Consider the following 14,958-nt stretch of genomic DNA (forward strand, 5'->3'; position numbering starts at 1 on the left):
GTGGTGGGGGGGGGGGGGGGGGGGGGGGGGGGGAGGGGGGGGGGGGGGGGGGGGGGAGGGGAGGGAACCCCCGGGGCCCCCCCCCCCCCCCCCCCCCCCCCCCACGAGGGAGCCGGTCCGGTGGACCGGCCCCGGTCCCGCTCAGCCGAAGACGGCGAGGCTCTTGGCCTTGCCGCGCTGGTCCTCGACCAGCGCGAGCAGCGTGCCCTCGGGCCCGAAGACGGCGACCGGCCCCGGCGGGTACGCCGGCATCTCCAGCCGCACGCCGTTCAGGAGCAGCTTGGCCCGCTTCTCGTCGACGTCCCAGCGCGGGAACGCCGCCGCGGCCGCGTCGGCGACCGGCATGACCGTCAGCTCCTCCTGGAGCTGGTCCAGGGTCCTGGCCGCGTCCAGCTTGTACGGGCCGACGCGGGTGCGGCGCAGCGCGGTCAGGTGACCGCCCACGCCCAGACCGGCGCCGAGGTCCCGGGCCAGCGCCCGGATGTACGTGCCGGAGGAGCAGACGACCGAGACGACGAGGTCGACGACGGGCGTGCCGTCCTCGGCGACCGCGTCCCGCACGTCGTACACCCGGAAGGAGGAGACGGTGACCGGCCGGGCCGGGATCTCGAACTCCTCGCCGCCGCGCACGCGCGCGTAGGACCGCTTGCCGTCGATCTTGATCGCGGAGACCTTCGACGGCACCTGCATGATGGCGCCGGTGAGCTCGGCGACGCCCGCGTCGATGCCCTCTCGGGTGACCTTGGAGGCGTCCACCGAGGCGGTGATCTCGCCCTCGGCGTCGTCGGTCACCGTCGTCTGGCCCAGACGGATGGTGCCCAGGTACTCCTTCTCGGTCAGCGCGAGGTGACCGAGGAGCTTGGTCGCCCGCTCCACGCCGAGGACGAGGACGCCGGTGGCCATGGGGTCGAGCGTGCCGGCGTGGCCGACGCGGCGGGTCCTGGCGATCCCCCGCATCTTGGCCACGACGTCGTGCGAGGTGAATCCCGCGGGCTTGTCGACGACGACGAGCCCGTCGGGAGTCTTTTCCGAGGTGCTCATTCGGCGGCTTCGTCCTCGCCCGGCTTCTTGTAGGGGTCGGCTTCGCCCGCGAAGGAGGCGCCCGAGGAGGCCTCCCGCACCTGGGCGTCGGAGGCCCGCGCCTTGTCGAGGAGGTCCTCGATCGTCTTGGCGTTCTCCGGGAGGGCGTCGGCCACGAAGGTCAGGGTCGGGGTGAACTTGGTCCCCGCCGCCCGGCCCACGGCCGAACGGAGGATGCCCTTGGCGCTCTCCAGACCGGCCGCGGCGCTCGCCCGCTCCTCGTCGTCGCCGTAGACCGTGTAGAAGACCGTGGCCTCCCGCAGGTCACCGGTGACGCGGGTGTCCGTGATGGTCACGTGCGTACCCAGGCGGGGGTCCTTGATGCCGCGCTGCAGCTTCTCCGCGACCACCTCCCGGATGAGGTCCGCCAGCTTCTTCGCCCGCGCGTTGTCGGCCACTGGTCCTTCTCCTTCTTTGCCTTGCTCAATCAGTCTTCATCAGTGTGGAGCCTGCGGCGCACCGACAGCAGCTCCACCTCGGGACGCGCGGCGACCAGCCGTTCGCAGCGGTCGAGCACGTCCGACAGGAATCCGTGGTCCCCGGACACCAGCGCGACGCCCAGCCGGGCCCTGCGGTGGAGGTCCTGGTCGCCCACCTCGGCCGCGCTCACGGAGAACTTGCGCTGGAGCTCGGCGACGATGGGCCGGACGACGGAGCGTTTCTCCTTCAGCGAGTGAACGTCGCCGAGGAGCAGATCGAAGGACAGAGTCCCCACGTACATGCGGTGCCGGATGTCCCGCCGGTTCGGGTTCGGTGGCCTGCCACGCCGTCGCATGGCAGGGACACCAGAACCGTACACGCAACGGCCGGGGCCGATCGACGGAATAACTTCCGCCGACCGGCCCCTGCTCACTGCTGCGATCGGACGCGATCAGGCGCGCGGCTTCTCGCGCATCTCGTACGTCGCGATGACGTCGTCGATCTTGATGTCGTTGTAGTTTCCGAGGTTGATACCGCCCTCGAAGCCTTCACGAATCTCGGTGACGTCGTCCTTGAAGCGGCGCAGACCGTGGATGGTGAGGTCCTCGGCGATGACCTTGCCGTCGCGGAGGAGACGCGCCTTGGTGTTGCGCTTGACCTCGCCCGAGCGGATGAGGACACCGGCGATGTTGCCCAGCTTGGACGAGCGGAAGACCTCGCGGATCTCCGCCGTACCGAGCTCGACCTCTTCGTACTCCGGCTTGAGGAGGCCCTTGAGCGCCGCCTCGATCTCCTCGATCGCCTGGTAGATGACCGAGTAGTACCGGACGTCGACGCCCTCGCGCTCCGCCATCTGCGCGGCACGGCCGGCCGCACGGACGTTGTAGCCGATGACGATGGCGTCGGAGCCCATGGCCAGGTCGATGTCCGACTCGGTGACCGCACCCACACCGCGGTGCAGGACCCGGATGTCGACCTCTTCGCCGACGTCGAGCTGGAGCAGCGAGGCTTCGAGGGCCTCGACCGCACCGGACGCGTCGCCCTTGATGATGAGGTTGAGTTCCTGGACCAGACCGGCCTTGAGCACCTTGTCGAGGTCCTCGAGGGACACCCGGCGGACGCGCTTGGCGAAGGCGGCGTTGCGCTCACGCGCAGCGCGCTTCTCGGCGATCTGGCGGGCCGTACGGTCCTCGTCGACCACCAGGAGGTTGTCGCCGGCACCCGGGACGTTGGTGAGACCCAGGACCAGGACGGGAGTCGACGGGGCCGCCTCCTCGACGTTGTTGCCCTTGTCGTCGAGCATCGCCCGGACGCGGCCGTACGCGTCGCCGACCACCACGGTGTCGCCGATGCGCAGCGTTCCGCGCTGGACCAGGACGGTCGAGACGGCACCGCGACCGCGGTCGAGGTGGGACTCGATCGCAATACCCTGCGCGTCCTGGTTCGGGTTGGCCCGAAGGTCGAGCGAGGCGTCGGCGGTGAGGATCACGGCCTCCAGCAGGGAGTCGATGTGCAGACCCTGCTTGGCGGAGATGTCGACGAACATGGTGTCGCCGCCGTACTCCTCGGCCACCAGACCGAACTCGGTCAGCTGACCGCGGACCTTGGTCGGGTCGGCACCCTCGACGTCGATCTTGTTGACCGCGACGACGATCGGGACGCCGGCGGCCTTGGCGTGGTTGAGCGCCTCGATCGTCTGCGGCATGACGCCGTCGTTGGCCGCGACCACGAGGATCGCGATGTCGGTCGACTTCGCACCACGGGCACGCATGGCGGTGAACGCCTCGTGACCCGGGGTGTCGATGAAGGTGATCTTGCGGTCCTCGCCGTTGACCTCGGTGCCCACCTGGTAGGCGCCGATGCCCTGCGTGATGCCACCGGCCTCGCCCGCGACGACGTTCGTCTTGCGGATCGCGTCGAGGAGTCGGGTCTTGCCGTGGTCGACGTGACCCATGACGGTGACGACCGGCGGACGGGAGACCAGGGCCTCTTCGCCGCCCTCGTCCTCGCCGAACTCGATGTCGAAGGACTCGAGGAGCTCGCGGTCCTCTTCCTCCGGCGAGACGATCTGAACCTGGTAGTTCATCTCGTCGCCGAGCATCTGCAGCGTGTCGTCGGAGACGGACTGCGTCGCCGTGACCATCTCGCCGAGGTTCATCATCACCGCGACGAGCGACGCCGGGTTGGCGCCGATCTTCTCGGCGAAGTCGGTGAGGGAGGCACCGCGCGACAGGCGGATGACCTCGCCGCCACCGCGGGGAAGCATCACGCCGCCCACGGACGGGGCCTGCATGGCCTCGTACTCCTGGCGCCTCTGACGCTTCGACTTGCGACCACGACGCGCGGGACCGCCGGGACGACCGAAGGCGCCCTGCGTGCCACCACGGCCACCCGGACCGCCGGGACGGCCACCGAAGCCACCGGGACGACCGCCGAAGCCGCCGCCACCGCCGCCGGGACCACCCGGACGACCGCCGCCGCCACCGGGACCACCGGGACGGCCGGCGAAGCCGCCGCCGCCACCGCCGGGACCGGCCGGACGACCGGCGAAGCCGGGACGACCGCCACCGCCGCCGCCGGGACCGCCCGGACGACCGCCGGGGCCACCGGGACCACGCCCGCCGGGACCGGGGCGCGGGCCGGCAGCGGGACGCTGCGGCATCATGCCCGGGTTCGGACGGTTACCGCCGGGCGCGCCGCCCGGACGGGGAGCCTGCGGACGCGGCATGCCACCGGGGGTGGGACGCGCGCCGCCCTGGCCCTGCGGACGCGGGGCGCCACCGGGGCCACCCTGCGGACGCGGAGCGCCCGGAACGGCGCCGGGGCCGCCCTGCGGACGCGGGGCGCCGCCACCGGGACGGGGCGACTGCGGCCGCGCCATGCCGGTGGAGCCACCCGAGGTGAACGGGTTGTTGCCCGGACGCGGGCCGGCCGGACGGGCACCGCCCGGACGGGGGGCCTGCTGGCCGCCGGGGCGCGGGGCGCCCTGACCCTGCGGGCGGGGAGCCTGCTGGCCCGGACGGGCGGCGGCCGGGCGGGGGCCCGGGGTCGCACCGGCGGGGCGCTGGGCGGCGGGAGCCGCCGGAGGCGCGGTGAACTCCGGGGCCGTCGGAGCCGGGGAGGCCGGCGCCGGCTTCGGCGCGGCCGCGGGCTTCGGTCCCGGGGTGGGACGCGTGCCACCGGGGGCAGGCGTCGCGGGCTTCTCGGCCGCGGCGGGCTTGGGCGCCGGGGTGGGCGCTCCAGGCTTCGGGGCGGCGGGACGTGCCGCCTGCGCCGGGGACGGCGCGGCGGAGGCCGACGCCGGCTTCGGCGCGGCGGGGGAGGGCGCCGCCTTGCGGGGCGCGCCGGGCTTGGCAGCGGTCTTGCCGGCGTTGCCACCGGGACCCTGCAAAGCGTCAGTCAACTTGCGCACGACCGGCGCCTCGATCGTCGAGGACGCAGATCGGACGAATTCACCGAGTTCTTGGAGCTTGGCCATGACGACCTTGCTCTCCACACCGAACTCCTTGGCGAGTTCGTATACCCGGACCTTAGCCACTTCGCTCCTTTGAGGTCCGGTTACCGCCGGACCGTCGCTACTTCATGGGCGTACTCATCGCGTACTCATCGAGTGCTCATCGCAATCTCGACCTACTTCCAACTCGCGAGGTACCTGACCGCACGGGAATCCGTGCCGTACTTCTTCACTGCGGTGCCGACCGCTCGACGTGGTGACGCAGTGCCGCCGTGTCGAGCGGGCCCTGGACCCTGAAGGCCCTCGGGAACGCCCGGCGGCGGACCGCAAGGTCGAGACAGACCACGGCGGGGTGCAGGTGAGCACCCCGGCCGGGCAGCGTACCGCGCCGATCCGGAACGCACTCGTCCTTGATCAACACGATCCGCAGCAGATCGCTCTTGGCCGCTCGCTCCCGACATCCCACACAGGTTCGTTCAGGGCATACGCGGGCTTGCGTCCGGCCAGACACGATTAAGTCTACCTCCCCGTACCGACCCCACCCGTTTGGGGCAAGAATCGAACAATTGTTGGCCAAAAACGGTCTCAGTCCTGCGGACCGGCCGGCTCCGTGTCGGGACGGATGTCGATCCGCCAGCCGGTGAGGCGCGCGGCGAGGCGGGCGTTCTGGCCCTCCTTGCCGATCGCCAGCGACAGCTGGTAGTCCGGCACCGTCACCCGGGCGGAACGGGCGGCCAGGTCGACGACCTCGACCTTGGAGACCCGCGCCGGGGAGAGCGCGTTCGCCACCATCTCGGCCGGGTCGTCCGACCAGTCGACGATGTCGATCTTCTCGCCGAGCAGCTCCGCCATCACGTTGCGGACGCGGCTGCCCATCGGACCGATGCAGGCGCCCTTCGGGTTCAGGCCCGAACGGGTGGAACGGACGGCGATCTTGGTGCGGTGGCCGGCCTCACGGGCGATGGCGGCGATCTCGACGGAACCGTCGGCGATCTCCGGCACCTCCAGGGCGAACAGCTTCTTCACCAGATTGGGGTGGGTGCGCGAAAGGGTGACGGACGGACCGCGGACGCCCTTCGCCACCCGGACGACGTACGTCCGCAGACGCAGGCCGTGCGTGTAGTCCTCGCCCGGCACCTGCTCCTGGACCGGGAGGATGGCCTCCAGCTTGTCGTCCAGACGGACCAGGACGTTCTTCGGGTCCTTGCCCTGCTGCACCACACCGGCGACGACGTCGCCCTCGCGGCGCGCGTACTCGCCGAAGGTCACGTCGTTCTCGGCGTCCCGCAGCCGCTGCTGGATGACCTGGCGGGCGGTGCTCGCCGCGATCCGGCCGAAGTCCGACGGGGTGTCGTCGAAGTCCTTCGGCTCCTGGCCCTCCTCCAGCTCGGAGGGGTCTTCCTTCGCCCACACCGTCACGTGCCCGGAGGCCCGGTCCAGCTCCACGCGCGCGTGGCGGCGGGCGTCGGGGGTGCGGTGGTAGGCGATGAGGAGGGCCGACTCGATCGCCTCGACCAGCAGGTCGAAGGAGATCTCCTTCTCATGCGCCAAGCCCTTGAGAAGCTTCACGTCGATGTCCACGGCTACGCCTCCTCTTCCTTCTTGTCCTTGCGGTTGAACTCGATCTCGACACGCGCCTTGGCGACGTCGGCGAAGGCGACCCGGCGGGCGGTGGGCTTGCGCCCCTTCACGCCCGGCACTTCGAGGTCGAGGCCGTCCTCGTCCACGGCGAGGATCCGGGCGACGAGCTCGCCGTCCTCGGCGAGCTGGAACTTCACCAGGCGGCCGGTGGCCCGCACGTAGTGGCGGTGCTCCGTCAGGGGGCGGTCGGCGCCGGGGGAGCTGACTTCGAGGACGTACTCGCCCTCGCCCATCGCGTCGCTCTCGTCGAGCTTCTCGGAGATCGCGCGGCTCAGCTCGGCACAGACGTCCAGCTCGACGCCCTCGTCCGAGTCGACGACGATCCGCAGCAGCCCGCGGCGGCCGGCCCGGGACACCTCGATCTCTTCCAGATCCAGGTCCTTCGCGGCGACGAGCGGCTCCACGAGTCCGCGCAGCCTGTCGCTCTGGGTGGTGCTCATCCGGGTGACTCCTCGGCCGCGTGTGCTGTTGTGGGTTCGTCGCGTGTCAGACCAAAGGGTATCCGGTCCCGGAGGGTGTTGCCGTCCACCGCCCCGGGGCCCGCGGGTACGCTCGCCTGCGGTGATCTCGACGATCTTCGACGACGGACGACAGCCGAGGGAGAAGGCGTGACGACGACGGGCAGGCGCGCGCTCCTGGCGGCGGGGGCCGCGGCGGGAGCGGCGGCCCTCACGGCCTGCACCTCCTCGTCCGACCGGGGGACGCGGCGGCCGAGCGCCGCCGCGCTGGAGGCCGAACGGGTGGCGCGCGCCGAGGCGGCCCTGCGGCTGCGTTCCGTGGCCGCCGCGCGCGGTCTGCTGGAACGTTACGACGCCGTGCTCGCCGCCCACCCCGCGCTCGCCCCCCGCCTCGCCCCGCTGCGCCGCTCGGTGGCGGCCCACGCCGAGGCGCTCGGCGAGGGCGGCACGACGGCCGCTCCCGCGAAGGCCGCCGCCACCCCGTCGGCGACGACGGCCTCGGCCCCGCCCGCCGCCTCCACCGCGTCGGCCGCCCCCACCGCGTCGGCCAGCGCCTCCGCCGGGACGAAGCCGTCCGCCGCTCCCCCGGCCGTCCCCGCCGACCCCCGCGCTGCCCTCGGGGAACTCGCCGCCGCCGCGCGCGAGGCGTCCGACCGGCACACCGCCGCCCTGCTCACCGCCCCGCCCGAGTACGCCCGGCTGCTCGCCTCCGTGGCGGCCTCGGGCGCCGCGCACGCGTACCTGCTGACCGAAGGAGCCCGGGCATGAGCGCCCTCGACGCGGCCCAGGCCGCACTGGCCGCCGAGCACGCGGCGGTGTACGGGTACGGGGTCGTCGGCGGCCGGATCGGCGCCGAGCGCCGGCCCGAGGCCACCGCCGCGTACGAGGCCCACCGGGCGCGGCGGGACGCGCTGCGCCGCACCGTCCGCGACCTCGGTGGCACCCCGGTCGCCTCCGCGGCCGCGTACGAGCTCCCGTTCCCGGCCGGGGACACCGCCGCCGCCGTCCGCCTTGCGGCCGTCCTGGAGGACCGGGTGGCCGGGGTCTACTCCGACCTCGTGCGCGCCGCGGCGGGCCCGCTGCGCCGCGAGGCCGCCGCCGCGCTCCGCGAGGCGGCCGTCCGGGCCGTCCGCTGGCGCGGCAGCGACGTAACCTTTCCTGGGCTCGCCGAGCGGGTATGAGTCCGCACCCGACCGAAGGAAACGACGCACGCATGGCATTCGAACCGCCGCAGCGACTCGCCAGGACACTCGGCGAGACGTACGGGGACGCCACGGCGGCGGAGTGGCTCGGGAAGCTGCCCGCACTCGCCGACGAGGCCCTCGGCCACGCGTCCCTGGACGCCGACCGGGTGATGGCACCCGGCGGGCGGAGCAGCCTCGTGGTGCTCGTCCGCCGCGCCGACGGCTCCCCCGCCGCACTCAAGGTCGCGCCCCCGTTCACCCGGCCCGACCTGGAACGGGACGCGCTGGCGCACTGGAACGGCTGGGGGGCGGTCCAGCTCCTCGACGAGGCCGGACCGGGCGCGCTCGTCCTCGAACGGCTGCACCCCGAAGTCTCCCTGCGCTCCCTGCCGGAGGCGAAGGCGCTCCTGGAGGCGGCCGGCACCGTCCGCCGCCTCTGGACCGAGCCCCCCGCCGGACACGGCTTCGAGACGGTGGCCGAGCGGACCGCCCGCCAGGCCGCGGCCATGGAGCCCCACCGCGCCGCCCCGGCGACCGGCGCCCTCACGGCCGCGGCGCTCGCCGCGCGCGAGGAGCTGGTGGCCGTCGAGGCCGAGACGTTCCTGCTGCACGGGAACTTCCGCCAGGGCAAGGTCCTCGCCGGCGACCGCGCGCCCTGGCTCGCCGTGGGCCCCGAGCCGCTGGTCGGCGAGCGTGCCTACGACCTCGCCCGGCTCGTACGGGACCGGGTCGAGGACCTGGTGGCCGCGTCCTCCGGCGCCTCCGCGGCCCGCCGGCGGGTGAACAGACTGGCCGACTCCCTCGACCTCGACCGGGAGCGGCTGCGCGGCTGGACCCTGTTCCGGGCGGTCGAGTCCGGCACCCGCGCCCTCACCGCGGGACGCCCGCAGGATGCCGAGCTGCTCCTGGAGTTCGCGAGCTGGCTGTAGGGGAATACCCTTTTTGTACCGTTCGGCTCAATCCAGGGGGCCGTGATGATCCAAGAACTGCTGATGGCGGTGGCCGGGGCGGCCGCGGCCTCCGCCGTGTACGCCGGCGCCGCGGCGCGGGTGATCAAGCAGTACGAACGCGGCGTCGTCTTCCGCTTCGGACGGCTGCGCGACGAGATCCGCTCCCCGGGCCTCACCATGATCGTTCCGGTCGTCGACCGCATGCACAAGGTGAACATGCAGATCGTCACCCTGCCCGTGCCGGCGCAGGAGGGCATCACCCGCGACAACGTGACGGTCCGCGTCGACGCCGTCGTCTACTTCAAGGTCGTCGACGCCGCCGACGCGCTCGTCCGCGTCGAGGACTACAAGTTCGCCGTCTCCCAGATGGCCCAGACCTCCCTGCGGTCCATCATCGGCAAGAGCGACCTCGACGACCTTCTCTCCAACCGCGAGAAGCTCAACCAGGGCCTCGAACTCATGCTCGACAGCCCTGCCATGGGCTGGGGCGTCGCCATCGACCGCGTCGAGATCAAGGACGTCTCCCTGCCCGAGACCATGAAGCGCTCCATGGCCCGGCAGGCCGAGGCCGACCGCGAGCGGCGCGCCCGGGTCATCAACGCCGACGCCGAGCTCCAGGCCTCCAGGAAGCTCGCCGAGGCGGCCGGCGTCATGTCCACCCAGCCCGCCGCCCTGCAGCTCCGCCTCCTCCAGACCGTCATGGCCGTCTCCGCCGAGAAGAACTCCACCCTCGTCCTCCCCATCCCCGTCGAGCTCCTCCGCTTCCTGGAGCGGGCGGCGCCGGGGTCGTCGGAGACGGCGTCGGGCTCCGCCACCGCCTCCGCGTCCGCCTCGGATGAGGACGCGCCGCCGCTCAGCGACGCATACCTCAAGGGGCGTGCCGCGGCCGTCGACGCCATCGGCGACCTCACCGGGCCCTCCGTCGAACCCACGCCCCACGACGAGACGACGCCCTGACGCGAGACGCCCCCCCCGAGGGCCCGCCTCCGGGCTTCGTCGTACCGGTGCGGCGGCCGGTGCCGCCCCGTCGTGGGCAACTGTTCCGCCGGGACGATTGCCCACTCAGAGGGTGGGCCGGCCCTCTCGGCCCGCGTCCCCGGGGCAGAACCCAAGGGGCGCGGGCCCACAGAGGCTGCGGGCCCACGGGGGGCGGCTCCGGAAGGTCAGGCGGTGAGGTGGGCGAGGGCTTCCTCGACGGTGAGCTCCTGGCGCTCGCCGGTGCGGCGGTCCTTGAGCTCGACGACGCCCTCGGCGGAGCGACGGCCGGCGACGAGGATCTTGGGGACGCCGATGAGCTCCGCGTCGGTGAACTTCACGCCCGGGGAGACGCCGGCGCGGTCGTCGACGAGGACGCGGAGGCCGGCGGCGGCCAGCTTGTCGGAGACCTCGAGGGCGAGCTCGGTCTGGAGGGCCTTGCCGGCGGCGACGACGTGGACGTCGGCGGGGGCGACCTCGGCGGGCCAGCAGAGGCCCTTCTCGTCGGCGGACTGCTCGGCGAGGGCGGCGACGGCGCGGGAGACGCCGATGCCGTAGGAGCCCATGGTGACGCGGACGGGCTTGCCGTTCTGGCCGAGGACGTCGAGCTTGAGGGCGTCGGCGTACTTGCGGCCGAGCTGGAAGATGTGGCCGATCTCGATGGCGCGGTCCAGCTTGAGGCCGGTGCCGCACACGGGGCAGGGGTCGCCCTCCTCGACGACGACGACGTCGACGTACGCGGAGACCTCGAAGTCGCGGCCCGCGACGACGTTCTTCGCGTGCATGCCCTCCTTGTTGGCGCCCGTGATCCACGCGGTGCCGGGCGCGACGCGGGGGTCGGCGATGTAGGTGACCTTCTCCAGGCCCTGGGGGCCGACGTAGCCGCGGACCAGGTCGGAGCGGACGGCGAAGTCGGCCTCGGTGACGAGCTCGACGGCGGCCGGGGCGAAGTGCGCCTCGACCTTGTCCAGGTCGACCTCGCGGTCGCCGGGGACGCCGACGGCGACGATCTCGCCGTCGACCTTCACCAGGAGGTTCTTCAGGGTGGCGGAGGCCGGCACGCCCAGCGAGGCGGCGAGCGTCTCGATGGTGGGGGTGTCGGGGGTGGGGATCTCCTCGGCGGCGGCGACCGAGGCGGCGTCGACCGCCTTGACCTCCTGGTGGACGGCCTCGGTGTTGGCCGCGAAGTCGCAGTTCGGGCAGTCGGCGAAGGTGTCCTCGCCGGCCTCGGCCGGGGCGAGGAACTCCTCGGACTTGGAGCCGCCCATGGCGCCGGCGGTGGCGGCGCAGATGCGGTAGTCGAGGCCGAGGCGCTCGAAGACGCGCTGGTACGCCTGGCGGTGCAGGGCGTAGGACCGGGCCAGGCCCTCGTCCTCGGTGTCGAAGGAGTACGAGTCCTTCATGAGGAACTCGCGGCCGCGCAGGATGCCGGCGCGGGGGCGGGCCTCGTCGCGGAACTTCGTCTGGATCTGGTAGAGGATGACGGGCAGGTCCTTGTAGGACGAGCACTGGTCCTTGACCAGGAGGGTGAAGATCTCCTCGTGGGTGGGGCCGAGGAGGTAGTCGCCGCCCTTGCGGTCCTGGAGGCGGAAGAGCTCGGCGCCGTACTCGTCCCAGCGGCCGGTCGCCTCGTAGGGCTCGCGGGGCAGGAGGGCGGGGAGGGAGACCTCCTGGGCGCCGATGGCGTCCATCTCCTCGCGGACGATGCGCTCGACGTTGGCGAGCACCTTCTTGCCGAGGGGCAGCCAGCTCCAGATGCCGGCGGCGGTGCGGCGGACGTATCCGGCGCGGACGAGGAGCTTGTGGCTGAGGACCTCGGCGTCCGCCGGGTCGTCGCGCAGCGTCTTCGCCATCAACTGGGACATGCGCTGGACCGGTGCGTTGGCCATGGTTCTCGTACTCCTGCCGGGCTGGTGGTCCCCGGCTCGGGCGGGGCCGTGAGCCCGGGGAGGTGATGGCCCCGAGGTTAGCCGGGCCGCCCCTGGCAGGTGAAATCAGTTCCGGCGCAGCAGGGGCAGCGGCGCGCCCATCACCGCGTACGGGCGGACGGCGCTCGGGAAGTGCACCTGGCGGGCGAGGTCGCGGTAGCCCAGGGCGTGGTAGAGGCCGCGGGCCGGGGAGTCGGTGTCGATCGCGGAGAGGATCGAGCGGGGTTCGGCGGCGCCGTCGGTGATGGTGGTGATCAGCTCGCGGCCGATGCCCCGGCCCTGGTGGGAGGGGTGGACGTGGAGTTCGGTGATGACGAAGGAGTCGTCGAGCCAGTCGGCGGTGCCGGTGACGCGCAGGTAGGACTCGACGACGGTGGACCACCAGTGGGTGCGGTCGTTGGGCATGCCGTACACGAAGCCGACGAGCCGCCCGTCGGCCGTGGTGGCGCCGTAGGCGCGGGCTCCGGGGCTCATCAGGTGGCGCAGCACGATGTGACGGCGTACGGCGACCTCGCCCGCGTCCAGGCCGAAGGCGACCGCCTGCACGGCGAGGGCCTCGTCCACCCGGGCGGCGAGATTGACCGGTCCGATCACGGTGTCTGCGTCATCCATGCGGCGCACCCTACAAGCGGCCGCCCGCCCCGGGCACCACGTTCAGAACAGCACGCTCGTGAACGCGCCGGTCTCGCGGAAGCCGACGCGGCGGTACGCGGCCCGCGCGGGGGCGTTGTAGTCGTTGACGTACAGGCTGACCACGGGGGCGACGTCGGCCAGGGCGTACTGGAGGACGGCGGCCATGCCGGTCTCGGAGAGGCCCCTGCCGCGGTGCTCCGGGGCGACCCAGACGCCCTGGATCTGGCAGGCGTGGCGGGTGGCGGCGCCGATCTCGGCCTTGAAGACGACCTTGCCGTCCTCGATGCGGGCGAAGGAGCGGCCGGTGCCGACCAGTTCGGCGACGCGGGCCTGGTAGAGCAGGCCGCCGTCGTTGGCGAGCGGGGAGACGCCGACCTCCTCGGTGAACATGGCGACGCAGGCGGGCATGATCGCCTCCATCTCGTCCTTGCGGACGCGGCGCACCAGCGGGTCGGGCGTGACGTCGGCGGAGGGTTCCTCGGTGACCATGAGAGGCTGGTGGGCCCTGACGTCCCGCGCGGGGCCCCAGCTGGGCTCCAGGAGCCGCCACAGCTCGGTGGTGGGTCCGGCGGGGCCGACGATCGAGGAACAGCGGCGGCCGATCCTGCGGGCCCGGTCGGCGAAGGCGCGGACGGCCTCGGGGGTCGCGCAGATGGGCACCAGGTTGGCGCCGGAGTAGCAGAGGGAGCGGAGTCTCCCCTCGGTGTACCAGCCCCACATCTCGCCGCCGAGCCGCCAGGGGTCGAGCCCGGCGACCTGGACGCGCGCGGCCACGAAGGCGTTCTCGACGGGGGCGCTCTCCAGCACGGCGAGCGCGGCGCCGAGGTCGGCGGGTTCGAGGACCCGGGTGGTCGTCTGTGTCAACACGAGGGGGCCTCACGATGCGGATCTGCTGGTCTCCGCACTGTACCCCTCCGCTCCGCGGCGCAGCCCGTCGTGCGCGCGAAGCCCCTCCACCGGGGCGGTGGAGGGGCTTCGGGGAGCGGGTGCGCGGCCGGAATCAGCCGGCGACGGCGACGGTGGGCTCGCCGCTGGCGATGCCGTCCTTCTCCATCTGCTCGGCGATCTTGAGCGCCTCCTCGATGAGGGTCTCGACGATCTTCGACTCGGGGACGGTCTTGATGACCTCGCCCTTGACGAAGATCTGGCCCTTGCCGTTGCCGGAGGCGACGCCGAGGTCGGCCTCGCGGGCCTCGCCGGGGCCGTTGACGACGCAGCCCATGACGGCGACGCGCAGCGGGACGGTCATGCCGTCGAGGCCGGCGGTGACCTCCTCGGCGAGCTTGTAGACGTCGACCTGGGCGCGGCCGCAGGACGGGCAGGAGACGATCTCCAGGCGGCGCTGGCGGAGGTTGAGCGACTCCAGGATCTGCATGCCGACCTTGATCTCCTCGGCCGGCGGCGCGGAGAGCGAGACGCGGATGGTGTCGCCGATGCCCTGGGAGAGCAGGGCGCCGAAGGCGACGGCCGACTTGATGGTGCCCTGGAAGGCCGGGCCCGCCTCGGTGACGCCGAGGTGCAGCGGGTAGTCGCACTGGGCGGCGAGCTGGCGGTAGGCCTCGACCATGATGACCGGGTCGTTGTGCTTGACCGAGATCTTGATGTCGCGGAAGCCGTGCTCCTCGAAGAGGGACGCCTCCCAGAGGGCGGACTCGACGAGCGCCTCGGGGGTGGCACGGCCGTACTTCTTCAGGAGCCGCGCGTCCAGCGAGCCGGCGTTGACGCCGATGCGGATCGGGGTGCGGGCGTCGGAGGCCGCCTTGGCGATCTCCTTGACCTTGTCGTCGAACTGCTTGATGTTGCCGGGGTTGACGCGGACGGCCGCGCAGCCGGCGTCGATCGCCGCGAAGACGTACTTCGGCTGGAAGTGGATGTCGGCGATGACCGGGATCTGGGACTTCCGGGCGATCGTGGCGAGCGCGTCGGCGTCGTCCTGCGTGGGGCAGGCCACGCGGACGATCTGGCAGCCGGAGGCGGTCAGCTCGGCGATCTGCTGGAGCGTGGCGCCGATGTCGGACGTGCGGGTCGTGGTCATCGACTGCACGGAGACGGGGGCGTCACCGCCGACGGCCACGCTGCCGACCTGGATCTGACGGCTCTTGCGACGCTCGGCGAGCCGGGTCGGAACGGTCGGGATACCGAGAGAAATCGCGGTCATCTTCTGTGCAACCTCAAGGTTGTGCGTCGGCGGGCTCAGGTCTCCGAGGTTACCGCCCCGGGGGCGGGGGGCCGGAC

15 protein-coding genes are annotated in these 14,958 nt (G+C 72.7%); 4 read left to right on the forward strand and 11 right to left on the reverse strand.

Annotated elements, in window-relative coordinates:
• Positions 1-141: 141 nt before the first annotated feature.
• The 7 genes from truB to rimP form a co-directional block, all read right to left on the reverse strand.
• The gene (gene truB / locus ACZ60W_RS25035) at positions 142-1,041 is read right to left on the reverse strand and encodes a tRNA pseudouridine(55) synthase TruB (protein WP_469757606.1); all 900 of its coding nucleotides are present in this window, start codon (positions 1,039-1,041) and stop codon (positions 142-144) included.
• Positions 1,038-1,478 carry a 30S ribosome-binding factor RbfA gene (gene rbfA / locus ACZ60W_RS25040; RefSeq protein ID WP_365225781.1) on the reverse strand — a complete coding sequence of 147 codons (441 nt, stop codon included), beginning with the start codon at positions 1,476-1,478 and terminating at the stop codon, positions 1,038-1,040. Before rbfA ends, truB begins: the two co-directional genes overlap by 4 nt.
• 29 nt (positions 1,479-1,507) lie before the next feature.
• The gene (locus tag ACZ60W_RS25045) at positions 1,508-1,801 is read right to left on the reverse strand and encodes a DUF503 domain-containing protein (RefSeq protein ID WP_367826736.1); all 294 of its coding nucleotides are present in this window, start codon (positions 1,799-1,801) and stop codon (positions 1,508-1,510) included.
• Positions 1,802-1,951: 150 nt separating this feature from the next.
• Complete coding sequence (gene infB / locus ACZ60W_RS25050) at positions 1,952-5,038, reverse strand: translation initiation factor IF-2 (protein ID WP_469757607.1); 3,087 nt, start codon at positions 5,036-5,038, stop codon at positions 1,952-1,954.
• Between the two features lie 145 nt (positions 5,039-5,183).
• Complete coding sequence (locus tag ACZ60W_RS25055; RefSeq protein WP_469757608.1) at positions 5,184-5,465, reverse strand: YlxR family protein; 282 nt, start codon at positions 5,463-5,465, stop codon at positions 5,184-5,186.
• 74 nt (positions 5,466-5,539) lie between these two features.
• Positions 5,540-6,535 (reverse strand): transcription termination factor NusA, encoded by a 996-nt coding sequence (nusA, locus tag ACZ60W_RS25060; RefSeq protein WP_366308459.1) that lies wholly within the window; start codon positions 6,533-6,535, stop codon positions 5,540-5,542.
• Between the two features lie 2 nt (positions 6,536-6,537).
• Complete coding sequence (gene rimP, locus ACZ60W_RS25065) at positions 6,538-7,035, reverse strand: ribosome maturation factor RimP (RefSeq protein WP_469757609.1); 498 nt, start codon at positions 7,033-7,035, stop codon at positions 6,538-6,540.
• A 168-nt stretch (positions 7,036-7,203) separates the two neighbouring features.
• Here rimP and ACZ60W_RS25070 point away from each other — a divergent pair, with 168 nt between their 5' ends.
• From ACZ60W_RS25070 to ACZ60W_RS25085, 4 genes are read left to right on the forward strand one after another with little or no spacing between them, the layout of a single operon-like run.
• Positions 7,204-7,821 carry a hypothetical protein gene (locus tag ACZ60W_RS25070; RefSeq protein WP_469757610.1) on the forward strand — a complete coding sequence of 206 codons (618 nt, stop codon included), beginning with the start codon at positions 7,204-7,206 and terminating at the stop codon, positions 7,819-7,821.
• The gene (locus tag ACZ60W_RS25075) at positions 7,818-8,234 is read left to right on the forward strand and encodes a ferritin-like domain-containing protein (RefSeq protein ID WP_469757611.1); all 417 of its coding nucleotides are present in this window, start codon (positions 7,818-7,820) and stop codon (positions 8,232-8,234) included. The genes ACZ60W_RS25070 and ACZ60W_RS25075 overlap by 4 nt, the downstream gene beginning before the upstream one ends.
• Positions 8,235-8,266: 32 nt before the next feature.
• On the forward strand, positions 8,267-9,166 hold the full coding sequence (locus ACZ60W_RS25080; protein ID WP_469757612.1) for an aminoglycoside phosphotransferase family protein: 900 nt from the start codon (positions 8,267-8,269) through the stop codon (positions 9,164-9,166).
• A 45-nt stretch (positions 9,167-9,211) separates the two neighbouring features.
• Positions 9,212-10,144 (forward strand): slipin family protein, encoded by a 933-nt coding sequence (locus ACZ60W_RS25085; protein ID WP_469757613.1) that lies wholly within the window; start codon positions 9,212-9,214, stop codon positions 10,142-10,144.
• Positions 10,145-10,350: 206 nt separating this feature from the next.
• Here the strand turns inward: ACZ60W_RS25085 and ACZ60W_RS25090 are convergent, their stop codons facing one another.
• From ACZ60W_RS25090 to ispG, 4 genes are all read right to left on the reverse strand, one after another.
• Positions 10,351-12,051 carry a proline--tRNA ligase gene (locus ACZ60W_RS25090; protein ID WP_469757614.1) on the reverse strand — a complete coding sequence of 567 codons (1,701 nt, stop codon included), beginning with the start codon at positions 12,049-12,051 and terminating at the stop codon, positions 10,351-10,353.
• 105 nt (positions 12,052-12,156) lie between these two features.
• Complete coding sequence (locus tag ACZ60W_RS25095) at positions 12,157-12,702, reverse strand: GNAT family N-acetyltransferase (protein ID WP_469757615.1); 546 nt, start codon at positions 12,700-12,702, stop codon at positions 12,157-12,159.
• A 42-nt stretch (positions 12,703-12,744) separates the two neighbouring features.
• A complete protein-coding gene (locus ACZ60W_RS25100; RefSeq protein ID WP_469757616.1) occupies positions 12,745-13,590 on the reverse strand; it encodes a GNAT family N-acetyltransferase in 846 nt (281 codons plus the stop codon).
• A gap of 133 nt (positions 13,591-13,723) precedes the next feature.
• Complete coding sequence (ispG, locus tag ACZ60W_RS25105; RefSeq protein WP_366308441.1) at positions 13,724-14,881, reverse strand: flavodoxin-dependent (E)-4-hydroxy-3-methylbut-2-enyl-diphosphate synthase; 1,158 nt, start codon at positions 14,879-14,881, stop codon at positions 13,724-13,726.
• Between the last annotated feature and the right edge of the window lie 77 nt (positions 14,882-14,958).

Source organism: Streptomyces sp. NPDC104202 (assembly GCF_055584185.1).

Coding starts and splice junctions, on each gene's coding strand:
- truB (WP_469757606.1), bottom strand. CDS start 1,041: ATGAGCACCTCGGAAAAGACTCCCGACGGGCTCGTCGTCGTCGACAAG.
- ACZ60W_RS25045 (WP_367826736.1), bottom strand. CDS start 1,801: ATGTACGTGGGGACTCTGTCCTTCGATCTGCTCCTCGGCGACGTTCAC.
- rimP (WP_469757609.1), bottom strand. CDS start 7,035: ATGAGCACCACCCAGAGCGACAGGCTGCGCGGACTCGTGGAGCCGCTC.
- ACZ60W_RS25075 (WP_469757611.1), top strand. CDS start 7,818: ATGAGCGCCCTCGACGCGGCCCAGGCCGCACTGGCCGCCGAGCACGCG.
- ACZ60W_RS25080 (WP_469757612.1), top strand. CDS start 8,267: ATGGCATTCGAACCGCCGCAGCGACTCGCCAGGACACTCGGCGAGACG.
- ACZ60W_RS25085 (WP_469757613.1), top strand. CDS start 9,212: ATGATCCAAGAACTGCTGATGGCGGTGGCCGGGGCGGCCGCGGCCTCC.
- ACZ60W_RS25090 (WP_469757614.1), bottom strand. CDS start 12,051: ATGGCCAACGCACCGGTCCAGCGCATGTCCCAGTTGATGGCGAAGACG.
- ACZ60W_RS25095 (WP_469757615.1), bottom strand. CDS start 12,702: ATGGATGACGCAGACACCGTGATCGGACCGGTCAATCTCGCCGCCCGG.
- ispG (WP_366308441.1), bottom strand. CDS start 14,881: ATGACCGCGATTTCTCTCGGTATCCCGACCGTTCCGACCCGGCTCGCC.